This window comes from Mycobacterium yunnanensis, from assembly GCF_025823185.1.
Lineage (GTDB): Bacteria > Actinomycetota > Actinomycetes > Mycobacteriales > Mycobacteriaceae > Mycobacterium > Mycobacterium yunnanensis.
The window spans coordinates 251,067-273,360 of the sequence record NZ_JACKVK010000009.1 but is presented as its reverse complement, the minus strand read 5'-3'; the positions used below and the strand labels follow the sequence as shown (position 1 = coordinate 273,360).

Annotated in this window: 19 protein-coding genes and 1 pseudogene; 5 read left to right on the top strand and 15 right to left on the bottom strand. The window is 67.0% G+C overall.

Translation table 11 applies throughout. The annotated features are described in order from the left end of the window. Window positions 1-5: 5 nt before the first annotated feature. From H7K45_RS18265 to H7K45_RS18240, 6 genes are read right to left on the bottom strand one after another with little or no spacing between them, the layout of a single operon-like run. Window positions 6-896 (bottom strand): PDR/VanB family oxidoreductase, encoded by an 891-nt coding sequence (locus tag H7K45_RS18265; RefSeq protein WP_263997304.1) that lies wholly within the window; start codon window positions 894-896, stop codon window positions 6-8. A 56-nt stretch (window positions 897-952) separates the two neighbouring features. Beyond that, window positions 953-1,960 carry a Rieske 2Fe-2S domain-containing protein gene (locus H7K45_RS18260; RefSeq protein ID WP_263997303.1) on the bottom strand — a complete coding sequence of 336 codons (1,008 nt, stop codon included), beginning with the start codon at window positions 1,958-1,960 and terminating at the stop codon, window positions 953-955. A 22-nt stretch (window positions 1,961-1,982) separates the two neighbouring features. After that, entirely contained in the window at window positions 1,983-2,747 is a 765-nt protein-coding gene (locus H7K45_RS18255) for an SDR family NAD(P)-dependent oxidoreductase (protein WP_263997302.1), read from the bottom strand. 1 nt (window position 2,748) lies between these two features. Then, window positions 2,749-4,245, bottom strand: coding sequence for a C45 family autoproteolytic acyltransferase/hydrolase (locus H7K45_RS18250; RefSeq protein WP_263997301.1), 1,497 nt, complete (start codon window positions 4,243-4,245; stop codon window positions 2,749-2,751). Next, complete coding sequence (locus H7K45_RS18245; protein ID WP_263997300.1) at window positions 4,242-5,063, bottom strand: polysaccharide deacetylase family protein; 822 nt, start codon at window positions 5,061-5,063, stop codon at window positions 4,242-4,244. Before H7K45_RS18245 ends, H7K45_RS18250 begins: the two co-directional genes overlap by 4 nt. Next, entirely contained in the window at window positions 5,060-6,514 is a 1,455-nt protein-coding gene (locus tag H7K45_RS18240) for an APC family permease (RefSeq protein WP_263997299.1), read from the bottom strand. The genes H7K45_RS18245 and H7K45_RS18240 overlap by 4 nt, the downstream gene beginning before the upstream one ends. 238 nt (window positions 6,515-6,752) lie before the next feature. Between H7K45_RS18240 and H7K45_RS18235 the strand changes: the two genes are divergently transcribed. Both H7K45_RS18235 and H7K45_RS18230 read left to right on the top strand, forming a co-directional pair. Then, a complete protein-coding gene (locus H7K45_RS18235) occupies window positions 6,753-7,211 on the top strand; it encodes an Lrp/AsnC family transcriptional regulator (RefSeq protein WP_263997298.1) in 459 nt (152 codons plus the stop codon). 42 nt (window positions 7,212-7,253) lie between these two features. Beyond that, window positions 7,254-8,528, top strand: a complete 1,275-nt coding sequence (locus tag H7K45_RS18230; RefSeq protein ID WP_263997296.1) for an acetyl-CoA hydrolase/transferase family protein — start codon at window positions 7,254-7,256, stop codon at window positions 8,526-8,528. On the opposite strand, the gene H7K45_RS18225 is transcribed toward H7K45_RS18230, so the two are convergent. The 9 genes and pseudogenes from H7K45_RS18225 to H7K45_RS18190 all read right to left on the bottom strand — a co-directional run bounded on the left by H7K45_RS18225 (window position 8,525) and on the right by H7K45_RS18190 (window position 17,925). Then, the gene (locus H7K45_RS18225) at window positions 8,525-9,895 is read right to left on the bottom strand and encodes a flavin monoamine oxidase family protein (protein ID WP_263997295.1); all 1,371 of its coding nucleotides are present in this window, start codon (window positions 9,893-9,895) and stop codon (window positions 8,525-8,527) included. The genes H7K45_RS18230 and H7K45_RS18225 overlap by 4 nt on opposite strands. A 101-nt stretch (window positions 9,896-9,996) precedes the next feature. Further along, window positions 9,997-10,773 carry an amino acid ABC transporter ATP-binding protein gene (locus H7K45_RS18220; RefSeq protein ID WP_263997294.1) on the bottom strand — a complete coding sequence of 259 codons (777 nt, stop codon included), beginning with the start codon at window positions 10,771-10,773 and terminating at the stop codon, window positions 9,997-9,999. Beyond that, a complete protein-coding gene (locus tag H7K45_RS18215) occupies window positions 10,770-12,242 on the bottom strand; it encodes an ABC transporter permease subunit (protein WP_372512587.1) in 1,473 nt (490 codons plus the stop codon). Before H7K45_RS18215 ends, H7K45_RS18220 begins: the two co-directional genes overlap by 4 nt. A gap of 438 nt (window positions 12,243-12,680) precedes the next feature. Beyond that, a pseudogene (locus tag H7K45_RS31700) lies at window positions 12,681-12,959 on the bottom strand (transporter substrate-binding domain-containing protein); the annotation flags it as partial. Window positions 12,960-13,027: 68 nt separating this feature from the next. Continuing rightward, window positions 13,028-13,900 (bottom strand): tRNA glutamyl-Q(34) synthetase GluQRS, encoded by an 873-nt coding sequence (gluQRS, locus tag H7K45_RS18210; RefSeq protein WP_263997293.1) that lies wholly within the window; start codon window positions 13,898-13,900, stop codon window positions 13,028-13,030. Window positions 13,901-13,909: 9 nt separating this feature from the next. After that, entirely contained in the window at window positions 13,910-14,668 is a 759-nt protein-coding gene (locus H7K45_RS18205; protein ID WP_263997292.1) for a GntR family transcriptional regulator, read from the bottom strand. A gap of 69 nt (window positions 14,669-14,737) precedes the next feature. Continuing rightward, window positions 14,738-15,517, bottom strand: a complete 780-nt coding sequence (gene fabG / locus H7K45_RS18200; protein ID WP_263997291.1) for a 3-oxoacyl-ACP reductase FabG — start codon at window positions 15,515-15,517, stop codon at window positions 14,738-14,740. A 62-nt stretch (window positions 15,518-15,579) separates the two neighbouring features. After that, window positions 15,580-16,578, bottom strand: a complete 999-nt coding sequence (locus H7K45_RS18195; RefSeq protein ID WP_263997549.1) for a phosphotransferase enzyme family protein — start codon at window positions 16,576-16,578, stop codon at window positions 15,580-15,582. Window positions 16,579-16,653: 75 nt separating this feature from the next. Beyond that, complete coding sequence (locus tag H7K45_RS18190) at window positions 16,654-17,925, bottom strand: class-III pyridoxal-phosphate-dependent aminotransferase (protein WP_263997290.1); 1,272 nt, start codon at window positions 17,923-17,925, stop codon at window positions 16,654-16,656. Between the two features lie 205 nt (window positions 17,926-18,130). Between H7K45_RS18190 and H7K45_RS18185 the strand changes: the two genes are divergently transcribed. The 3 genes from H7K45_RS18185 (at window position 18,131) to H7K45_RS18175 (ending at window position 22,294) form a co-directional block, all read left to right on the top strand. Beyond that, entirely contained in the window at window positions 18,131-19,660 is a 1,530-nt protein-coding gene (locus tag H7K45_RS18185; protein ID WP_263997289.1) for an APC family permease, read from the top strand. A gap of 73 nt (window positions 19,661-19,733) precedes the next feature. Continuing rightward, the gene (locus H7K45_RS18180; RefSeq protein WP_263997548.1) at window positions 19,734-21,962 is read left to right on the top strand and encodes a propanediol/glycerol family dehydratase large subunit; all 2,229 of its coding nucleotides are present in this window, start codon (window positions 19,734-19,736) and stop codon (window positions 21,960-21,962) included. After that, a complete protein-coding gene (locus H7K45_RS18175; RefSeq protein WP_263997288.1) occupies window positions 21,959-22,294 on the top strand; it encodes a diol dehydratase small subunit in 336 nt (111 codons plus the stop codon). Before H7K45_RS18180 ends, H7K45_RS18175 begins: the two co-directional genes overlap by 4 nt.

Genomic DNA, 22,294 nt, shown 5'->3' with positions numbered 1-22,294 from the left:
GGGCGTCACAGGTCGAGAACCAGCTTTGGGCAGGCGGCGCGTGACACGCAGATCAACATCGTGGTGCCGGCCGCCTTCTCGGCCTCGGTGAGCAGCTCGTCGCGATGGTCGACCGTGCCTTCGAGCACCTTGGTCTCACAGGTGCCGCACATGCCCATCTCGCACGACGAGTCGACGTCCACCCCGATGGCCCGCACCGCCTCGAGCACGGTTCGGTCGTCGGGTACCTCGAGCACGATCCCGGACCGGGCCAATTCGACGGCGAAGCCGCCTAGCCCCGTAGCCGCCGAGGGTGGCGTGAAGCGTTCGAGGTGCACGTCGTCGCGACCCGCGACCCTCATGTGCGCGGTCAACCCGTCCATGAGTCCAGCTGGCCCGCAGCAAAATACCGCGGCACCATGGGAGCCACGGGCCAGGGCGCCCAGATCGGGCCGACCGTCGACGTCCTCTGCGAGGAATCGCACCCGGTCAGGGCCGAGGGCGTGCAGCTCCTCGACGAAGGAGAAATGCCGGACGCTGCGGGCGCAGTATGTTAGCTCCCACGGCAACCCGGCGCGGTCCACCTCACGGATCATCGGCAGAATGGGCGTGATGCCGATCCCACCGGCGACGAAGAGGTAGCGGTCGGCCTCGACCAGGGTGAACGCGCTGCGCGGCATGCTCGTGGCGACGATTGCGCCTGGCCGCAGCTCGCGATGCGCTTCCGCGGAACCACCTCGGCCCGTTGGCAATTCGAGGACGGCGATCCGGTAGTGGGTGCGATCGGCGACGTCACCGCACAGCGAGTACTGCCGCACCATCCCGGACGGAAGGTGGACGTCGATGTGCGCACCGGGGCTCCATCCAGGTAGAGCTACCCCGTCGGGATCGGACAACTCGTAGGACGTGACTCCCACAGCCTGCAGCTGAGTGGCCGTGATCAGCAGTCTCAGTGAAGGTTCGGCGGACCGCACTAGACCCGATCCATCAATTCGTGGAAGCACCGTCGGTAGTTGAGCGTGAACTTGTCCGACGGTACGGAGAACTCGTGGACCTCGTTGTCCCAGGGGATCTCTCGTGGGTCGAGGTCTTCGACGATCGGCGCGTCCTCGAGGTAGACCATCTCCTCGATGCGAAGACACTCTTGCAGACTCTCCCCGCGGTAGCCCACCTCGTTTGCCACTGCCCAGTAGATCGTGACGTGGTCGTAGCTCATCGGCGACGGAAAGCCGGCCACCACCCGTCGGCCGAGCTTCTCGTAGTCGTAGGTAATCGACGCGAGGCCTGGTGCGACGCAGTGGTAGCGCATCATGCAGTTGCCGTCGTTGGCCCACTCACCGGTACCGGCGTTCAGCGGCCGGTCCATCCAGGTGTGCAGGCCGTCGCGGTGAACCAGCAACGGCTCCACGACCTCGGGGCTGGGCCCCATCGACACCTGGTGCACGAACGGAAAGTGCGCCACGTCGCGGAAGTTCTCTACGGTGACACCGACCCCGACCGGCGAGTCGATGGGATCGGCTGCCAGCCATTCGAGTTCGACGTCGCGCCACTCGGGAAGGTCGTACATTTCGGTGATGGGGTCTTCGAGAACCGTCCACACGTGGCCGTATTTGAGCACGGCCGGGTAGGTGGCAATGCCGGCCTTGGGTGGGATCCTCGTTTGATCCTCCAGTGACGGGACACGGCTGCAGTTCCCGGCAACGCTGTCGAACTCCCAGCCGTGATAGGGGCAGGCGATCGAGGTCGTGAGGACCTCGCCGATCGACAGATCGCCCCCGCGGTGCGGGCAGCGGCGAGACTGCACCGCGACGTGCCCTGATGCGTTGCGGTAGACGACGAGTTTGACGCCGAGCAGCGTGGCCCGCTGCGGGCTATCCAAATCGGCGATGCGGGCGACCGGGAACCAGGATCGCCTCATGGCGGCCTCGGCGACTTCGCGCTTGGTGGTCCTTCCCGGCGCGGGAGAGATGACGGCGGTCATGGATGTACCTTTCGGACGGGTGTCAGATTCCGACGAGCAGGGCGCCGCCGTTGACGGGGATGGTCTGGCCGGTGATGAAGCTCGCGCCGTCGGAGGCGAGAAATGCGACCGCGGAGGCTATCTCGGGGGGTTCGGCGAGGCGCCCGAGGGGAACTGCGGCGACCTCGGTCTCCAGGAAGTGGTCCGGGACCATTCTGGTGTGCACCGCGCCGGGTGCGATGGCGTTCACCAAGATCTGGTCGGCGACCAGTTCCTGCGCCAGCGCCTTCATCATTCCGAGCTGGGCCGCCTTGGAGACCATGTAGCCGTAGGAATGTCCGTCGGGCACCTGGCCCCACTGCGACGAGATGAAGATGACGCGCGGCGAGTCGCTGCGCCGCAGATGCGGCACTGCGGCTCTGGTGATGTCGAACGGGGCCAGCACGTTGACGGCGAGGTAGGGCTGCAGGGCTGCGGACGTGGTGTCGGCCAAGGTCTTGAAGTCGTGCATGATTCCGGCGTTGTGTACGAGGATGTCGAGGCGGTCCCACGTGGACATCGCTGCACCGACGAGTCGTTCGGGTGCGTCGGCGTCAGTGATGTCGGCGGCGATCGCCACGACCTCGGCGTGCCGATCGTCCCGCAGTTCGTTGGCCACGGCGTCGAGTTCGTCCTGGTCGAGATCGGTGAGGACGAGCCGTGCGCCGAGCGCGGCCAACGTGCGGGCGTGGGCGGCGCCCATGCCGCGCGCGGCGCCGGTGACGAGGGCGACCCGTTCGTCGAGCCGGTGGGTGGTTGGATATCCCATCTCAGGCGTCCGTGGGATGTGGCTCGGTGATGTAGAGCATGTTGCCATCGGGATCGAAGAAGGGACGGTAGCGGTACCAGGTGCCGCTGGGGTGCTTCCATTCGATTCTTTGGTCGACCCATTCGACCTTGCCGTCCAGGTAGGCCTCGGACTCGTCGAGATCGTCGACCTCGAAGGCGAAGGAGTCCAGACCGGGTGCGTTGTCGGGGTTGACGGCGGTACGCCGGGGGGCGTGCTCGCCTACCTCGGACTTGAAGATGTACAGCGTCAGATTGCCGAAGTCGATTGCCGCCCACTCTTCGTCGGGTTCGTAGGGCAGATGGAAGGGCAGCCCGAGGGTGCCGTGGTAGAAGTCGACCAAGGCCTGGACGTCCTTGGTCAAGATGTCCATGTTGTCGATGCGCTTGAGGTTCAGCATGCGGGTCTCCAGAGGTGGTGTCGTGTTCAGCGGATGGGTGCAGGGACCACCTGCGTGTGCGGTCAAGGTGCCTGCCTCGACGTCGAGGGCCACCGTGGCCAACGTCTCGAACTGACCGGTCGAAGGCAGTGTCGAGTCGGCGTGACAGCACAGGGCTCCTCCACCAAGCAGGTGGGAGTTCATCGCCGTCAGGACCTGGGCGATTGACGGAGTCGTCCGACCAGCGAGCCGTCTACGCAAGGTGTCGTACCTGACGACGGTGTCCGGGCCGGTCCGTAGTTCGTCGTCGTGAAGGGCGGCGGGGTTGCTCAGGAAGTGATTGGTATGCAACAGAAGTCCGTTGTCATCGGGCAGCGCGTAGCCGACGCCACCCGGGTTGCACTCGACGCTGATCGCGGCCGACTCTCCGTCGGCAACCGCAATGACCGTCAGTGACGACGACGCCGACACCGCGGCGGTCGACAGCTTGAGCAGAGCGTGGTTGAGGTCGGTGGCCTCGTCGAGCACGGCGCGGGCGAGCACGTGTACGGGGTCGCCGATGCCGGCGCCGTCCTGATCGTGGTGCAGGATGTTGAACAGCAGCCCGAGGCCGCGGGTGCTGACCCCGATCTTGCCGAGGATGCCGTATTCCGTGAGGGTGGTCGTGACGTGCCCGTCGGCATGCGGGATCTCCCAGACGAGCCACGAATCCGACAGGGCCGCATACCAATCCCATGCCTGCACGGCGACGGGTGAACCTTCGCCCACGTGAACCACCGTCGAACACTCGTGGGCACCGGATGCGCCGACGGCGGCAAGGATCTCGGTGCGCGCGTTGATTGCGGCAATGGACGTGACCGGGAGATCCGCACCGTCGGCGATGCCCGCGACTTCCTCGGCGAGTGCGGTGGAGACCGCGGCGATTCGATCGAGGGCAAGCCCACCCCAGTGCGCCAGGTCGACGGGGGCGCCCGCACGGGTCGCGAAGATTCGTCGGTAGGCGTCGACGGTCGCGGCGATCTGCGCGGCGTGGGCGAGACCGAATTCACGACCGCGCTCGACCGGGGTCGTAGCGGTGGAGCGGAAGCTGCGCGTGGTCATGACGCCACCCCGAGGCTGGGCGCCGCGTGTGCGGCAACCTCGTCTAGGCGGGCGAACCAGACGTCCCCCGATGATGCGACGTACTCGACCACCTTCTCCAATTGCGCCATGCGGTAGGGCCTGCCGATGACTTCGGGATGCATCGTGAAGCTGGTGTGTCTGCGCTCTGCCCTGGCGGACTCGAACTCGGCGATCCAGCTCCGGGTCAGCTCGGCGGGGTCGGCGACGTTGCCGCCACCGTCGATGTTCCAGCCGAAGCGGGGCCAGTCGTCGAGTGACCAGTGCACCGGAATCTCCAGGATGGATAGGTGCTCCCACCGCTCGACGTATGGACGATCGTCACCCATGCAGCTCGAGTCGTAGCGGAAGTCGTTGTCCACCAGCAGCTCAAGCGTCTCCGGGGTGAGCTCCCATGACGTCGAACGGTAGCCAACGGGTCGGGGTGCGCCTGCCTTCTCCAGTGCCTCGAGGCCTCGATGAATCTCGTCGGCCTGGGCTTGGATGTCGACCTTGTCGCTGCGCAGGTGCAGGTAGCCGTGGTGCGCGACTTCGTGACCCCCCGCGAGCAGGGTCTCGACGAGCCCTGGATGCACCTCGGCGGTGTACCCGGGGACGAAGAAGGTCGCGGGAATGTCGAAGCGGCGCAGCAGTTCCAGGATCCGAGGTACTCCCCGTACCACACCGTATCTGCCCTCGGACAGGATGGTCAGGCGCCGGGCATACTCCTCGCCCTCGCCGAGCCAGCCGGCTTCGGCGTCCACGTCGAAGGTCAGCGACACTGCGGTCGAGGCGCCGCCGGGGAATGCCTGGCCGGTCACGCGGTTTCCATCTCGGTGGTCGACGTCCTGGGCGCGTCGTCGTCGGTTGCCCTGAATTGGAAGGCCTTACCCTCCTGGACGATCTGACGGTAGGCGAACAGCAGTACCGAGATCGAGAGCACCACGACGCCGATGAGCAGTTCGCGGATGCCGCCGTACCCGGTGATCTGGGCGGAGAGCGCGCCGACGACGACCAGCACCGTGTCGAATGCGGCGAGGATCGCGGCGATGTACACCCATTGTCTCCCGAGCTTGATCGGGCGGTCGGCGTTCGGTTCGTCGCGGCGCAGGTTGACGAAGCCGGTCAGAGCGAGGACGTGGCAGATGAGGTAACCGAGGATTCCCGCCACGATCACGGCGAGCGCTTGCCCGACGAACAGGATGAGCACCACGTTGACCACCAGGTCGAGTGTCATCGCGCGACCGGGCACCTTGAAGCGGTTGAGCTTGCCCAGCTGCTTGATGGTGAGTCCCTCGATGGCGCTCCCGTGCAGGACACGGCCACCGTCTGCGGTCGTCATCACCATCAGCAGCAGCAGGCCCGCGATGAGGCAGACCGTCATCAACCACGCTGAGCCGGGCACGAGCTTCTCGAATGCGCCTAGGTAGAAGGACACTGGTGCGGCTGCGGCGTCGGCTTGGTTGGTGAGCCCGCCGACCCCCAGCGGCACCAGGAGGTACACGACGATGACGAAGATCCCCGCCAGTCGAAGCGCTATCCGGGTGTCGCGGGTGGTGTCGCGAAACTCGGGCACGAACGTCGCGACGGCTTCGATTCCATACACCGACCACGCGAAGACGAACATCCAGGCGATCGCGGTGCGCCAGCCGGGGAAGCCGCTGGCGGCCAGGTCCCAGTGCAGGTTGGAGATGGACCAGTCACCACTGATGAGCGGTGCGGCGGCGAACAGGACGAGCGGAATCAGCACCAGGACACCGGTGGCGTACATGATCCACATGGCGGGCCGCATGCCGAGCACGTTGAGCGCCCAACCCAGCAGCAACACGCCAAGAGCGACGACGTGGGGAAAGCCGATCTCCGCCAACCCGGTGGAGAACGTCCACGTCTGGTTCGGGAACCACTCGGCCTGGGTGAGTGTGCCGATCTGAAGGCCGTAGATGGCCAGCGAGCTCGACCAAGCGAACCAGTAGCCGTAGGTCGCGAGCGGACCGGCCAGTGTCGTCTTCTTCCGCCACCCCTGGTTGGCGTACATGGAGATGCCGCCCACCTTGTCGTCGAACATGCCGGCCATCTCGGAGTAGATGTAGTTCTGCAGGCACGCGATGACGGCCACGGTGACCAGCAGAGCCAACGCCGTCCAGGCGCCGATCAGGCCGATGCCGTACCCGAGGCTGATGAACAGTGCAGCGGGGATGGACAGGCTGATGGTGAAGCCGTCCCACCATCGCAGGGTCTTCTCGTACGCGGGCTGGCCGTCGGAAGCGGTCACGGCGGGTCCTTTCATTGGGCTGCGATTTGCGCACTCTGTGCGCGAGGGGCTGCGCATTGCGCTGATTTGAGGCCATATCGCTGCGCAATCGGCGACGAAGGGACGCTAGCACTACGCGACTACTCCGGCAACACTTGGCTGCGCATTGCTTGGGCGTAGGCATCTCATATCTGCGCAATTGCCCAACTTGGGCGGGGCAGAGTCCCGCATTGCGATGGCTACGCCCTAGGATCTGGCCATGGCGGAGTACTCCCTCGACGACCTTGACCGTGCCATCATGCGCGAGCTCGAGGAGGACGGCCGGCGAGCGTTCCGTGAGATCAGCCGCTCGGTCGGCGCCTCCGAGGCCACCATCCGGGCGAGGGTGAAGAGGCTCCAAGACCTGAAGATCCTCCGCATCGTCGCATTCGCCGATCCCGAGCAGTTCGGGGGAAGTCAGCTCGCCCTGGTCTTCCTGAGCGTGGAACTCGGTCACCACGAGGACATCGTCGCCAGGTTGGCCGAGTTCTCAGAGGTGAGCTATGTGTCGACGTTGCTGGGTCGGGCCGACATCTGCGCCGAGGTCGCCACCAAGGACAACGCCGACCTTTGGGCCTTTCTGCGCGACAAGGTGGGACCCATCGCAGGCGTCCGGAAGGTCGAGACCATGTCGATCCTGAAGGTGCACAAATTGCGATACACGTCCCCCACGATCTAGCGATCTCCGCGCCGACACCGCGTCGCGGGATAGGGTCGCGCGATGCCCACCGAGCTCACCGCCGAGCAGGCCGCCGCACGACTCGACGCCAGCGACACCCTGGGCATCCCGCTCGGGCCCGGCCAACCGCCGGCGTTCCTTCGCGCGCTCGGCGAGCGAACGGACTGGACCGACCTTCGCGTCTACGGCGCGCTGCTCGCGGTGCTCACCGAACTGTTTTCGCGCCCGGGAGTCCACTACCTGTCGGGGTTCTTCGGCCCGCTGGAGCGGGCGTTGCTCGGCAGTGGCGCGGACGTTCAGTTCACCCCGGCGGACTTTCGGCGCTTTGGCCCGCTGCTGGAACGCCAGGCTCCGCGAGTGATGACGACGGTGGCCACGCCGCCCGATGCGGACGGCTGGTGCTCGCTGTCACTGCATGCGGGCGGAACGATCGACGAATTGCGAAGAGCCGGAGCCGATCCCGACCGGGTGCTGATCGTCGAGGCGTCGCAGGCGTACCCGAGGACGTTCGGGCTGGGTGAGCATCCCCATGCCCTGCACGTCGACGAGATCGACGTCTTGATCGCCTCCACCGACGAGCCATTCGCGTTGCCCGACGGTGAGCCCACCGACGTCGACGACGCGATCGCGCGGCACGCCGTCGGCTTCATCCCGTCCGGGGCGACCCTGCAGGTCGGCATCGGTGCCATCCCGAATCGGATCGCCACCCTGCTGGCCGAGGGCGATGGCGGCGACTACGGCCTGCACACCGAGATGTTCACCGACGGCTGCATGCACCTGCACCGCGCGGGCAAGGTGACCGACGCCCGCAAGGGGCAGTTTCCCGGCGTGAGCGTGACGACGTTCGCGTTCGGCTCACCCGAGCTGTACCGGTTCCTCGACGGCAATTCGGACGTCGCCTTCCTGCCGGTCGAGATCGTCAACTCGCCAGAGGTCATCGCCGCCAACGCCGACATGGTCTCGGTGAACGGCGCCTTGGCAATCGACGCGCAGGGCCAGGTCGTCGCCGACACCATCGACGGCAAGCAGTTCAGCGGCATCGGCGGCGCCGAGGACTTCGTCGCCGGTGCCGGGCTGGAACTCTCCGATCGCTCGCTGATCTGCCTGCCGTCGACCTACACCAAGGACGGCGAGCTGCGGTCCAGGATCGTGCCGCACTTCGGGCCCGGTGCGGTGATCACCACGCCGCGACACCAGGTCGACGTGATCATCACCGAGTACGGTGTCGCCGAGCTGGAAGGCCGCACCGTTCGCGAGCGCGCAGAGGCCTTGGCCGCCGTCGCCCACCCCGACTTCCGTGACGAGCTCCGCCCCTAGCTGAGGGAGTCGACCACCGCCAGCGCCGCCCGCTCGCCGGCCTCGACGGCGCCCTCCATGTAGGCGCTCCAGTGGGTGGCCGTGTCGGTCGACGCCCAATGGATGACTCCGATGGGCGCCGCGAGGGCCTCACCGTAGGTCGTCCAGACGTGCGGGCCGTGATTGGCGTTGTAGCAGCCGCGGGTCCACTGCCGATCCGACCATTCCCCGTCGACGTAGAACTCGGGCCGTGCGGCCTTGTGGCCGTAGTGGCGCACCAGCTCGGCGGTGAGCGCGATGCGTCGCTCGTCGGTGGGCAACCGACCGAAGGTACGGGCCTGATCACCCTCCAGGAACATCAGGATCACCCCGTGGTCGTCGCCGGGAATGCAGGTGTCGTTGGACATTCGCGCCGGGCCGACGTCCGAGATGATCTGCCCGTTGAATCCGTCCGTGCGCCAGAAGGGTTCGTCGTAGACGAAGAACGCCTTCATCGCCGAGCCGTTGGGCAGGCGCTGCGTCAGCTGGTCGCGCACCCCGGAGAGCGGGGGGTCGTAGAGGATGCGGCCGGCCAGCGTCGGGGAGATCGCGACGATGACGCGGCGGCCGCGCGCCACCAGCCCGCCCCGGCAGTGCACGGTGACGCGGTCTGCTGCGTGCTCGATGGTTTGCACGGGGGCCTCGAGCACGATGTGGCCGGCGATCAGGGCGGCCAACCGCCGAGGGATCTCGCCGGTACCGCCGACGAAGCGGGTGGTCTGCGCGCCGCCTTCGGATTCGGCGAAGAGCTCGGCGGTCACCCCGCACGTCTGAATCGTGAAGAGCAGGTGCAGGAATGAGACCTCGACGGTCGGCACGGCCAGGATCCCGACGGTGCAGATCTCGAGCAGGGTCCGCGCCACCGGCGACAGCCCCTGGTCGTCGTACCAGGTGCCCGCGCTGATGACGTCCCACTCGTCGGCCCGCGGCGCCAGCCACGGTGCCTCGACGGGTACGTCCGTGGCCAGCTCGTCGAGGCGTCGCAGGACACGCACCAGCTCGGCCAGCTCGCCGGCGAAGCGGGCATGAAAGTCGTTCTCCCGCAACACTCCCGAGCCACCAAGGTCGTAGGACGTCTCGCCCTCGTCGTACTGGGGGAAGGTGTCGACGCCCAGTTCGGCGGCCAACCGGAACATTCGTTCGTGCGTGTCACCGATCCACTGGGCGCCGAGTTCGACGCTGACTCCCGGCGTGACCTGCTCGGTGAGGATGCGGCCGCCGACCCGGTCGTCGGCCTCCAGGACCACGGGCACGAGGCCCGCGGCGAGCACCGTCCGGGCGGCGATCATTCCCGAGAGCCCGGCACCGACGATGACGACGTCGGCTTCCACGCTTCGTGCTTGAGACATGCCTCAGTTTCCCGCGTCACCACCGCGAGCAGACGTAAACGTGCCGGAAATCTCGGAGTGTCGCGCAGGTTAGCGTCTGCTCGCGGGCAGGGTTAGGGGACCTACAGCGGGTTGAGGATGCGGTCCAGGAATTGGCGGGTGCGCTCTTCCTTCGGATCGCCGATCACCTCGGCGGGGGTGCCCTGCTCGAGGATGACACCCCGATCGGTGAACAACACCTGGCTGGACACCTGCCGGGCGAACTGGATCTCGTGGGTGACGATCACCAGCGTCCACCCCTCCACGGCGAGATCCTTGATCACCGACAGCACCTCGCCGACCAATTCGGGATCGAGCGCGGAGGTGGGTTCGTCGAACAGCACCAGCTTGGGCTTGAGCGCCAACGCGCGGGCGATGCCCACGCGCTGCTGCTGACCCCCGGACAACTGGAACGGATACTGGTCCTGCTTCTCGGCCAGGCCGACCTGATCGAGCAGCACCACCGCCTCGGCGACGGCCTCGTCCCTAGATCGCTTCTGCACGATCACCGGTCCCTCGATGACGTTCTGCAGCACCGTCTTGTGGGGGAACAGGTTGTGACCCTGGAACACGAAGCCGCTGCGGGACTGGAAGCGGCGGATCTCCGGTTTTGGTGTCGGGGTGGAGAAGTCGATCTCGACGTCGTCGACCCGGATCACCCCGGCGTCGGCCCGGTCGAGGGCGTTGAGCGTGCGCAGCAAGGTCGTCTTGCCCGACCCCGACGGGCCGATGATGGCGGTGGCCGTGCCGCGCTCGACGGTGAACGAGACACCCTTGAGCACCTCGTTGTCGCCGAACGCCTTCCGTACGCCCTCGGCGACGACGCGGTACTCGACGTCGTCCGTTGCCTGCTCGCTCATCGCGCCACGTACCTCTCCAGTCGGTGTTCCAGGCGGCCCTGGCCGAACGACAACACCAGGCAGATCACCCAGTAGTACGCCGCGGCCGTGCCGTAGAGGGCGAAGAACTCGAACGTCGGCGCCGCGACGATCTGAGCTTGCCGCAGCAGCTCGGTGACCAGGATCGTCGACGCCAGCGACGTGTCCTTGACCAACGAGATCAACGTGTTGGACAGCGGCGGCACCGCCACTCGCGCGGCTTGAGGCAAGATGATGCGCCTCAGTGCGCCAACGTAGTTGAAGCCGATCGTCTCGGCAGCCTCCCATTGCCCCTTGGGGATGCTCAGGATCGCCGAGCGGATGATCTCCGCCCCGTAGCCGCCGACGTTGAGGCTGAATGCGATCACCGCCGCCGGGAACGGGTCGATCTTCACCCCGAGCTGCGGGAGCGCGTAGAACACGATGAACAGCTGCACGAGCAAGGGGGTGCCGCGGATGATCGAGATGTAGAACCGTGCGACGTTGGTCAGGACGACGTTCGGCGACAGACGGGCCAGCGCCACCGCCAGGGCGATCACCAGACCCAGGGCGAAACTGATGATGGTCAGCGGGATGGTCGCGGTGATGGCGGCCTTGGCCAACGGCCACAGGTTGTCGAGGATCAACTGCCACGCCGAGCGGGCCTGAGGTGGCGCGTTCTGCTGCGCGCCTCCGGTTTGCGGAGCCTGCCCCGCCTGTCCGGCGCCGGTGGCGTCGGCCTTGAGGTACTTCTGCGAGATCTCGGCGAGCTTGCCAGAGGACCGCAACGAGTCGATGGCGCCGTTGAGCTCGGGCAGATACCCGCTGTCCTTGCGCGCGGCGAGCGCTTGCTCGCTCTTCTCGTCGGTCTTGGCCGCGATCTTCACCGACTTGTCGCCGGTCTCGGCGAGGTAGGCGTACACGGCGATGCTGTCGTTGACGGTGGCGTCGACGCGGCCCTGGTTGAGCAGCGTGATCGCTTGGGAGAAGCCCTCCACCGACTCCACGGTGGCACCGGCATTGCGGGCGACCTGGGCCCAGTTGCTGGTGATCGACTGTGCCGTCGTCTTGCCCTTGAGGTCGGCCAGGCTCTTGATCGAGTCGTCGTCGGCCTTGGTGACGATCACTCCCTCGCCCACCGAATAGGGTTCGGACAGGTCGTACTTGGCTTGACGTTCCGGTGTGACGGTGACTTCGTTGGCGACCACGTCGAAGCGATTTGCCTCGAGTGCGGCGAAGATCGAATCCCAGGGTGTCTCGACGAATTCCACTCGCACGCCGAGGTTCTCGCCGATGGCCTTGGCGACGTCGACGTCGTAGCCGGCGAGCTGCCCGGTCGCCGGGTCGTGGTAGCTGAACGGCGAGTACGTACCTTCGGTGCCCACCCGCAAGACTCCTGCCGCACGGATCGGCGTCGACGGCGGCGTGCCCGTTGCGTCGGTCTTGAGGTACTTCTGCGAGATGGACGTCAAGGTCCCGTCGGCGCGCAATTCGCCGAGGGCCTTGTCGAGTTCGGGCAGCATGCCACTGTCCTTGCGAGCGGCGAATGCCTGCTCGCTCTTCTCCCCGACCTTGCCCGAGATCTTGACCGATTTGTCGCCGGTCTCGGCGAGGTAGGCGTAGACGGCGATGCTGTCGTTGATCACCACGTCGACGCGGCCCTGGTTGAGCAACGTGATCGCCTGGGTGAAACCCTCCACGGACTCGACGTTGGCGCCGGCCTTGCGGGCGACCTCCGACCAGTTGCTGGTGGCGTTCTCCGCCGCGGTCTTGCCCTTGAGGTCGGCCAGGCTCTTGATCGAGTCGTCACCCGCGCGGGTGACGATGACGCCCTCGCCGACGGTGTAGGGCTGGGACAGGTCGTATTTGGCCTGACGCTCGGGGTTGACGGTCACCTGGTTGGCCACCACGTCGAAGCGGTCGGCCTCCAGCGCCGCGAACATCGAATCCCACGGCGTTTCGACGAATTCGACCTTTACGCCGAGCTTCTGGCCGACGGCCTTGGCGACGTCGACGTCGTAGCCCACGAGCTCACCGGTGGCCGGGTCGTGGTAGCTGAACGGCGAATAGACGCCCTCGGTGCCCACGCGCAACACGCCCGAGGACTTGATCGGGTCTGTGGACTTGTCGGAGGACCCGCAGGCGGCCGAGCCGAGAATGACCGCAGCGACGACGAGGACGGCGAGCATCGCTCGCCGGAAGTATCCGAACACCGGCGGAAGTTACCAACCCGACGCCGACCCGCACAGGGTTTTCCTCAGCCGGGCTGGTAAATCCAAGGTTCCCGTGGCAGCCGGGCCGGATCGAACTCGGCGAGCATGCCGGCCACCGTCGTGGCCGCGTACCCCAGCGATGCGGCGATCTGGCGCAGCGTCAGCTCCACCCCGATGTCGGCGAGGGTGACGGCGCCGTCGCGTTTGGCCAGCCGCTTGCCGTCGGCGTTGAGCACGAGGGGAACGTGGGCGTAGCTGGGGGAGGGGTGGCCGAGCAGCGTGCCGAGGTAGGCCTGCCGCGGTGAGGACGCCAGCAGGTCGTCACCGCGCACCACCTGGTCGACACCCTGGGCGGCGTCGTCGACCACGACGGCGAGGTTGTAGGCGGGAACGCCGTCACCGCGGCGCAACACGAAGTCGTCCACCACCCCGGTGTAGCTGCCGTGCGGCAGGTCTGCGACGGTGAACTCCGCGACGGCAGAGCGAAGCCGCACCGCGGGTGGTCGGCCGGTGTCCGCACGCCGGGCCCGTTCGGCGTCGGTGAGGTCGCGGCAGGTGCCGGGATAGGCGCCCTCGGGGGCGTGGGGCGCGCGTGGTGCCTGAAGGATGTCCTTTCTGCTGCAATGACATTCGTAGGTCATGCCCCGGGCGGTGAGCTCGTCGACTATCCCGTCGTAGCGGGCCTCGTGGTCGGATTGACGTTCGGGCGGCGCGTCCCACGTCACCCCGATCTCGGCCAGGTCGTCGAGCTGGCGCCGGGCGACGTCGTCCTTGGCGCGATCGTCGAGATCCTCGACGCGTACCAGGAAGCGCCGTCCGGTGGAACGGGCGAACAGCCAGGCCAGGACGGCCGTGCGCAGATTCCCGACGTGCAGATCGGCCGACGGGCTGGGGGCGAATCGTCCCGCGGAGGTCATCGTCTCGCGCTAGCTGTGCAGGGCCACCGTCGCCGCGGCAACGGGCGACTGCACTCCGATGCCGCGGCCCTGCACGGTGACACCGAGCCGGGTCCGGTCGCCGCGGAACAGGTCGCGGGAGAACTCGCACGGCACGTCGTTCTGGTCGTAGGTGACGCGAGTGATCAGCAGCAGGGCCGATCGCGTCTTGACGGCCAGCAGCGAGGCCTCGTCCGGGGTGGCGTTGACGGCCTCGATCCGCTCGTCGGCGCGCGACGTCACCAGTCCGTAGTCGTTCTCGAGGATCTCGTAGATCGACCCGCCGAGCTGCTTCTCCAACAGCCCGGGAAACGACGCCGCGGGAAACTGCGCCAGCTCCAGTGAGATGGGGGAGCCGTCGGCCAGCCGGACGCGCTGAATCTCGACGATCGGATCCGATGCGCCGATCTGCAGCGCCGACTGGGTGGTGCGGTCCGGTGCGGTGATCTTGGTGGCCAGCACGCGAGTGCCGGCGACGTAGCCCTGGTTGGCGAGGAAGGCGGGCACCCCCACCACGTTGGCCAGGCTGCGTTGCACCTGCGCGTGGCTGATGAAGATGCCACCTGCGCGACCGATGACGCGGTGCACGAGGCCCGCCTCCTCCAGCGCGGCGAGCATCTGGCGCAGGCTGGAGCGGCTCGTCGAATACCGTTCGGCGAGGTCGCGTTCGCTGCCGAGCTTCGAGCCGGGGGTGCCGGCGTTGATGTCGGCGACGATGCGACGCCGCAGTTCCTCGGTCGACTTCGACAACAGTGACCCCCGCTCGATATTCGGCTAGACCAATTCTAGGGCCCAAGGCACGACGAGCCGCTCGCCGACCTACTGTTCGGCGATCGCGGCCTGAGACTCGGGCAAGATCTGCCCACCGTCGACGACCAGGGATTGTCCGGTGACGTAGCCGGCCTCTTCGGTGGCGAAGAAGAGCGCGGCATTGCCGATGTCGGCCACCGTGCCCAGTCGTCCCGCAGGTATGGACGCGGTCATTTGGTCCATGTAGTCCTGGCCCATTTCGACGAGGCCCTCGGTGATGATGTTGCCGGGCAGCACGGCGTTGACGGTGATGTTCTTGGGCGCCAGTTCCATTGCTGCGGTGCGGATGAACCCGAGCTGGGCGGCCTTGCTGGCCCCGTAGTGTGACCATCCCGGGTAGCCGGTGTACGGACCGGTGATCGACGACGTGACGACGACGCGGCCGTGGCCGCTGGCGGTCAGCGCCGAGAGTGCGGCCTGGATGATGTACACCGTGCCCTTGAAGTTGACGCCGAGCACCTCTTCGAGATCCTCGGGGGTGAGGTCTTCGAGCCTGGCCGACGGGAAGATCCCCGCGTTCGCGCACACGATGTCGAGTCCTCCGTGGCGTTCCAGTGCCGCGGCGACGACCTTCTTGCAGTCCTCGGGACTGGTGACGTCGGCCGCCACACCGCTCACCGTGCCGGGCGCACTGGACAGTGCGGTGACGGCGGCGTCGACGTCGACCTGGCTGCGGCCGGTGATGACGACGTTGACCCCCGCGGCTGCGAACGTCTCGGCGATGCCGCGCCCGATGCCGCGGCTGCCGCCGGTGACGATGGCCGTGCGACCTTGCAGTGACTGGAACATGTGGTGCCTCTCAATGGCTTTGGACTAGTGCTCGCGGGCTTGGTGCGTCTGGGGGTGGGGCATCAGGCCAACCGTAGGCCGTCGGACTGCAGGTAGCGTTCGGCGAGCTCGCAGCTGCCCTTGGCGTAGGTGATGGACATGGCCTGAGATTCCTTGGAGTGGCCGTGCGAGCCCATCCACGCCAGCAGCAGCAACCGACGCAGCAGGACGAACGACGGCAGCATCGCCTCGTCGGACGCGGCGAGCGGGCGTTGGGTGCGATACCCCGCGCACCAGGCGTCCTGCCATTCGGGCACCGCGGGATCGTCTTCGAAGAACGACACCGCAGTGCCGAAGTCGTAGAAGTGCCAACCGAATCCGCAGTCGTCGAAGTCGATCACCGTGATCTTGCGATCGGCACCGGTGCCGTCGACGAGCAGGTTGGCCAGTCGGAGGTCGGCGTGCACCAGCCCGAATACCTCGGGGCCGGTGCCGTACTCCTCGAGCCGACGCTCGAGCAGATCCCGGGCCGGGTCGAGGACGCGGCGCTCGGCCTCGCCCACCCCGGTGGCGTCCTCCCATCGACCCCACCGTGGTCGATCACCGAGGCTGTGTTGCCAGTCCCAGCTGAACCGCTTGAACCGTTCGGAGCGGGACCACGTCGTCGAATGGTCGTGCAGGGCCGCGGTGATGCTGCCCAGGGTGTGGAAATCCGTAGTGGTGAGCGCCTTCTCGTCGGGCTCGGTGCCGGCGACCATCTCGAAGTGCACGACGTGGCGGGTGGTCCCGCCCTGGTCGACCGACACCACCCGGGCGCCGCCACGGGCGGGGCGCACGACGGGGACGGTGACGTTCCCGGTGCGGCGCAACGCGTCGAGCCAGTCGAGCTCGGACTCGATCTCGGGCCGGCTGTGGTAACCCTTGCGGTGGACGCGCAGGATGGACCGAACCCCGGTGTCGTCGTCGACGACTTCGTAGGTGGCGTTCTCGGACAGATTCAGCAGGCGCAGGCTGGCGTGGGTGGGATGATCGTATTCGGAGAGCGCGGCCCTCGCGACGTCACGTTCGTCGGAGACGAACAGATCACCGGAGTCGTCGGAGACGAACAGATCACCGGAGTCGTCGGAGACGAAGGAATCGCCCAGATCGCCCACAACTCACCCCGCCTTTGCTGCCACGGCAGCCTTGCCGACCGCCACGTCCAAGCGTTCTAGCACGTCGTCGCACAGTTCGCGAGTCATGAGCAGGCCCGGCTTGAATTGCAGCACACGGGGATCGAGCGTGGAGAAGATCGCCCACACGCCGTTCTCGTAGAGTTCGCGCATCACGAACTTCGCACCCTCGGGGTGGTCGAACTCCAGTCCGATGATGACCCCGTTCTGCCGGATGCCGACGAACCAGTCCGGGTTGTCGGCCTGGATGCGGGCCAATCCGGCGGCGAACACGTCGGTGATCGCGTGCACGTTGTCCCGCACTTCGGGGCGGCTGGTGATCTCGAGGGTCTTGATGGCGGCCACGCAGCCGAGTTCGGCGCCGCCGAAGGTCGAGATGTGGGCGAAGCCGTCCTCGTCGAGCCACTGTGCGGCGCGGTCACCGAGCATGGCCGCGGTGATCGGGTACATGCCGCCGGAGAGGCCCTTGCCGGAGACCATGATGTCGGGTTCGATGCCGTGCTTGGTGATGCCCCACATCTCGCCGGTGCGCATGAGACCCGTCTGCACCTCGTCGGCGATGTAGAGAGTGTCGTGGCGTTCGGTGAGTTCCTTGACCGCTTCGAGATATCCCGGTGGGGGGAGGGGGAATCCGTAGGTCGCGGGGATGGTCTCCATGATGACGGCCGCGACGTCGCCTGCCGCAAGAGCATGGTCCATCGCGTCGACGTCGCCGAAGGGCACCTGCACGAACTCGTCGGGCCGGTCGGAGAGGAACAGCTTGGAGAAGCGGTCGTCACCGGTGGCGACGGCCAGCCCGGTGTGGCCGTGGTAGGCCTTGATGATCGAGACGATCTTACGGCGCTTGGTGGCGTGCCGTGCGCTCTTCAGCGCGATGTCGATGGCTTCGCCGCCGCCAGAGCCGAACGCCACCTTGGTGATCGACGCGGGCGCCGACTCGACGAGGCGCTGCGCGAGCGCGGTGCGGGCCACCGAGGGGAAGTGGTGGTTGCCGACGTCGAAGTGGTCCATGGCCTCGATCAGAGCGGCCTTGATCTCCGGATTGCGGTGCCCCAGGTTGTACGTGCCGCCGTTGAGGTGCATGTCGATCAATTGGCGACCGTCCATGTCCCACAGCAGGTATCCGTCGCGGCGGTCGATGACCAGGTCGACGCCCGCGTCGGTCCAGAACTGAGTCTTGTCGGGATTCCAGTACTTCTTCGCCTGTTCGAGGACCTGGGCCTTGGAATCGAACGAGAACGTGCCGTAGTCGAACAACTGGACTCCCTGCCTGAGACGTCTCGCGCACGCGCTGGCTGCGAGGCCCCAACCCTAAAAAGGTTGGACCATTTCTGTCAATGGACGGCCGGAACGGTTGCGCGATCTATTTGGTGGTGCCAATATACGGAAGTTCGACTGTGGGCCGCAGCACACCGGTTCCCCGCCGGACCCCACGTCGCTCCCTCGGAAGGTGACTCCCCAGATGACCGATCAAGTCGTATCCCGCGACGAGAACACCGGTGACGTCCAACGGTTGAAGCGAAACGCCGTCGGCACCGTCGGTGTCATCTTCATGGCGGTGGCCACCGCCGCACCCATTACGGCGATGGTCGGCAACGTCCCGATCGCCGTCGGCTTCGGCAACGGCTCGCACGCGCCCGCGGGCTACATCGTCGCCACCGTCGTCCTGGGCCTGTTCGCCATCGGGTACGCCACCATGGCCAAGCACATCACCGCCACCGGAGCGTTCTACGGCTACATCTCCCATGGCCTTGGCCGAGTGATCGGCATGGCCAGCGGGCTTCTGATCACCATGGCCTACATCGTGTTCGAGGCCTCGCTGATCGGGATCTTCTCGTTCTTCTTCCAGAACCTCTTCAAGTCGCAGCTGGACATCACCGTGCCCTGGCTGGTGCCCGCGATCCTGATGCTGGTGCTCAACTGCATCCTGACCTACTTCGACGTCAACCTGACGGCCAAGGTGCTGGGCGTCTTCCTGGTCACCGAGATCGTCATGCTGTCCCTCGGCGCGCTGGCGGTGCTGTTCAAGGGTGGCGGCCCCGACGGCTTCGCCGTCGCCGAGACCCTCAACCCCATCGGCGCGTTCACCCCCGCTGCGGTCGCCGGCGCCAGCGCCGGCCTGGGACTGTTCTTCGCCTTCTGGTCGTGGGTCGGGTTCGAGTCCACCGCGATGTACGGCGAGGAGTCCAAGGACCCGAAGCGAATCATCCCGCGCGCCACCATGATCAGCGTGCTTGGCGTCGGCCTCTTCTACGTCTTCGTGTCGTGGATGGCCATCGCGGGCACCGGACCCGAGCAGTCCGTACAGCTGGCCCAGAGCGCCGACACCTCGTCGGAGATCTTCTTCGGCAACGTCCGCACCACCTACGGCGAGTGGGCCATCACGCTGTTCAACATCCTGCTCGTGACGGGCTCGTTCGCCTGCGGCATGGCCTTCCACAACTGCGCGTCGCGCTACCTCTACGCCATGGGCCGCGAGGGTCTGTCGAAGGGCTTGCAGAAGTCGATCGGCGCCACCCATCCCACGCACGGCTCGCCGCACATCGCGTCGTTCGTCCAGACCGGCATCACGCTCGTGCTGATCCTGGCGTTCTTCTTCGCAGGCATGGATCCCTACATCCACATGTACACACTGCTCGCCATCCTCGGCACGATGGCAATCCTGGTGGTGCAGTCGCTGTGTGCCTTCGCCGTGATCGCCTACTTCCACTTCCACAAGAACCACCCCTCCAGCGCCCACTGGTTCAAGACGTTCCTGGCGCCCCTGCTTGGCGGCATCGGCATGCTGTACGTCGTCTACCTGCTCTGGGAGCACAAGGATGCGGCCGCGGGCGCGGCATCGGGCACCCTGCTGTTCAAGCTGACGCCGTGGATTGTGGTCGTGCTGTTCGTCTTCGGTGCGGCGATGGCGCTGTACTTCAAATTGCGCGACCCGCGACGGTACGATTTGATCGGTCGAATCGTGTACGAGGACAACGCAGTACGAGACTAGGGCGGTACCCGTCGTGGACGACGACTCAGGCGGCGTAGCCGAGGACCGCACCGCCGACCTCGACCAAGGCCGGATGCGCATCCTCGACGCCAAGCCCGTCAACCTCGACGGGTTCAGCGTCACCAACCCCGACCTCGGGCTGGTCGCGATGGCCAGCCCGTTCGACCCGGTGCCGTCGCTCGTGGTTGGGGACGGGCCCGAGGGCAGGCGCGTCGTCGAACTGGACGGCAAGTCGGTCGACCAGTTCGACGTCATCGACGAGTTCATCGCGCTCTACGGGCTGGACCTCGACGTGGCCGAGGAGGCCATGGCGGTCGACGACCAGGCGCTGGCCCGCATGATCGTCGACTTCACCGTGCCGCGCGCCGAGGTGGTGCGCCTCGTTGCGGGCCTCACCCCCGCCAAGTTGGCGCGCGTGGTGGCGCTGCTCTCCCCGGTGGAGATGCAGATGGCGATGACCCGGATGCGGGCCCGGCGCACGCCGAGCAATCAGGCCCACGTGACCAATCAGCTCGACGATCCGCTGCTCATCGCCGCCGACGCGGCCAGCGCGGTCGCCTACGGCTTCCGCGAGGTCGAGACCACGGTGCCGGTGCTCGGCGACGCGCCGTCCAACGCGGTCGCGCTGCTGATCGGCAGCCAGGTCGGCGTCCCGGGTGCGATGGCCCAGTGCTCCATCGAGGAGGCGCTGGAGCTGCGACTCGGCCTGCGAGGGCTCACCAGCTACGCCGAGACCATCTCCCTCTACGGCACCGAGCAGGTCTTCGTCGACGGTGACGACACCCCGTTCTCCAAGGCCATCCTGACCTCCGCCTACGCCTCGCGCGGGCTCAAGATGCGGGTGACCAGTGGCGGTGGCGCCGAGGTGCTGATGGGTGCGGCCGAGAAGTGCTCCATCCTCTACCTCGAGTCGCGCTGCGTGTCGCTGGCCAGGGCGCTGGGCTCCCAGGGCGTTCAGAACGGCGGCATCGACGGCGTCGGCGTGGTCGCCTCGGTGCCCGACGGCATGAAGGAACTGCTCGCCGAGAATCTGATGGTCATGCTGCGTGACCTCGAATCGTGTGCAGGCAACGACAATCTGATCTCCGAGTCCGACGTGCGGCGTAGCGCCCACACCCTGCCGGTGCTGCTGGCCGGGGCCGACTTCATCTTCTCGGGCTTTGGGTCGATCCCGCGCTACGACAACGCCTTTGCGCTGTCGAACTTCAACTCCGACGACATGGACGACTTCCTGGTGCTGCAACGCGACTGGGGCGTCGACGGCGGCCTGCGCACCGTTCCGGTCGAGCACCTGGCGCGTGTGCGGCGGCGCGCGGCCACGGCCGTGCAGGCCGTCTACCGCGACCTCGGCCTGGCCGACTTCGACGACGAGCGCGTCGACGCGGTGGTGGTGGCCAACGGTTCTCGCGATCTGGACAAGGGTGACCCCAAGGCCGTCGCCGAGGCGGCCACCGCCATCGAAGCCAAGCAGTTGACGGTGTTCGACGTCGTCGCCTCGCTCAAGCGCACCGGATACGACGCCGAGGCCGACGCCATCATGGCCCTCACCCGGGAACGGCTGCGCGGTGACCAGCTGCAGACCTCGGCCATCTTCGACGACGAGTTCCGGGTGCTGTCGAAGATCACCGATCCCAACGACTACCGCGGTCCGGGTACCGGTTATGCGCTGACCGCGCAGCGGCGCGCCGAGATCGACGCGATCCGCCAGGCACGCACGGCCGACGAGTTGACTGCCGACCAGGCCGAGCATCACGGCCACGTCGGCTTCGACGACGTCGAGATCGCCCGGCAGGGAAGCGATCCCCGCGAGGTGTGCATCGGACTCTCCCCTGCCCTCGGACGGTCGGTGTGGCTCTCGCTGTGCGGTCTCACCGTCGGCGAGGTGTTGCGCCAGATCTCGGCCGGTCTCGAGGAGGAAGGCTGCGTGCCCCGCCTGGTTCGGATTCGCTCCACGATCGACGTCGGCATGATCGGACTGACCGCCGCCCGGCTGTCCGGATCGGGTATCGGAATAGGGTTGCAGGGCAAGGGAACCGCGCTCATCCACCGTCGTGACCTGGCGCCCCTGGCGAATCTGGAGCTGTTCAGCGTGGCGCCGCTGCTGACCGACCGGATGTACCGGGAGTTGGGCAAGAACGCGGCGCGGCACGCCAAGGGCATGGCTCCGATACCGATCTTCACCGGTGGTACCGACGAATCCATCTCCGCTCGCTACCACGCACGGGCCGTTGCGCTGGTGGCCCTGGAGCGCGAGGCGAGCGAGCCGGGCCAACCACCCATGACCGTCCGGATGAGCCGATGAAGCCAGAGGACTTCACCGTCGCCGCCGCGGTCGACGGCAATCTGACCCTGGCCGATCTGCGAATGGACCCGGCCACGCTGGCGCACCAGGCCGTCGTCGCCGAAGAGGGCGGCAACCCGCAACTGGCCGAGAACTTCCTGCGCGCAGCCGAACTCGCGCTCATCGACGACGAAGACGTCATGGGTCTCTACGAGGCGCTACGTCCCCATCGCTCCACCGCCGAGGAATTAGAGGCGCTGCGAGCCTCACTGGAGGCGCGTGGCGCCGCGCGGTGCGCGGAGTTGGTGCGCCAGGCCGCCGCCGTCTACGCCCGCCGAGGCCTGCTGCGGTGA

What these genes read in the sequence shown, in the direction of transcription:
- H7K45_RS18260 (WP_263997303.1), bottom strand. Translation starts at nt 1,960, where the DNA reads ATGACCGCCGTCATCTCTCCCGCGCCGGGAAGGACCACCAAGCGCGAA.
- H7K45_RS18255 (WP_263997302.1), bottom strand. Translation starts at nt 2,747, where the DNA reads ATGGGATATCCAACCACCCACCGGCTCGACGAACGGGTCGCCCTCGTC.
- H7K45_RS18250 (WP_263997301.1), bottom strand. Translation starts at nt 4,245, where the DNA reads ATGACCACGCGCAGCTTCCGCTCCACCGCTACGACCCCGGTCGAGCGC.
- H7K45_RS18235 (WP_263997298.1), top strand. Translation starts at nt 6,753, where the DNA reads ATGGCGGAGTACTCCCTCGACGACCTTGACCGTGCCATCATGCGCGAG.
- H7K45_RS18230 (WP_263997296.1), top strand. Translation starts at nt 7,254, where the DNA reads ATGCCCACCGAGCTCACCGCCGAGCAGGCCGCCGCACGACTCGACGCC.
- H7K45_RS18225 (WP_263997295.1), bottom strand. Translation starts at nt 9,895, where the DNA reads ATGTCTCAAGCACGAAGCGTGGAAGCCGACGTCGTCATCGTCGGTGCC.
- H7K45_RS18220 (WP_263997294.1), bottom strand. Translation starts at nt 10,773, where the DNA reads ATGAGCGAGCAGGCAACGGACGACGTCGAGTACCGCGTCGTCGCCGAG.
- gluQRS (WP_263997293.1), bottom strand. Translation starts at nt 13,900, where the DNA reads ATGACCTCCGCGGGACGATTCGCCCCCAGCCCGTCGGCCGATCTGCAC.
- fabG (WP_263997291.1), bottom strand. Translation starts at nt 15,517, where the DNA reads ATGTTCCAGTCACTGCAAGGTCGCACGGCCATCGTCACCGGCGGCAGC.
- H7K45_RS18185 (WP_263997289.1), top strand. Translation starts at nt 18,131, where the DNA reads ATGACCGATCAAGTCGTATCCCGCGACGAGAACACCGGTGACGTCCAA.
- H7K45_RS18180 (WP_263997548.1), top strand. Translation starts at nt 19,734, where the DNA reads ATGCGCATCCTCGACGCCAAGCCCGTCAACCTCGACGGGTTCAGCGTC.
- H7K45_RS18175 (WP_263997288.1), top strand. Translation starts at nt 21,959, where the DNA reads ATGAAGCCAGAGGACTTCACCGTCGCCGCCGCGGTCGACGGCAATCTG.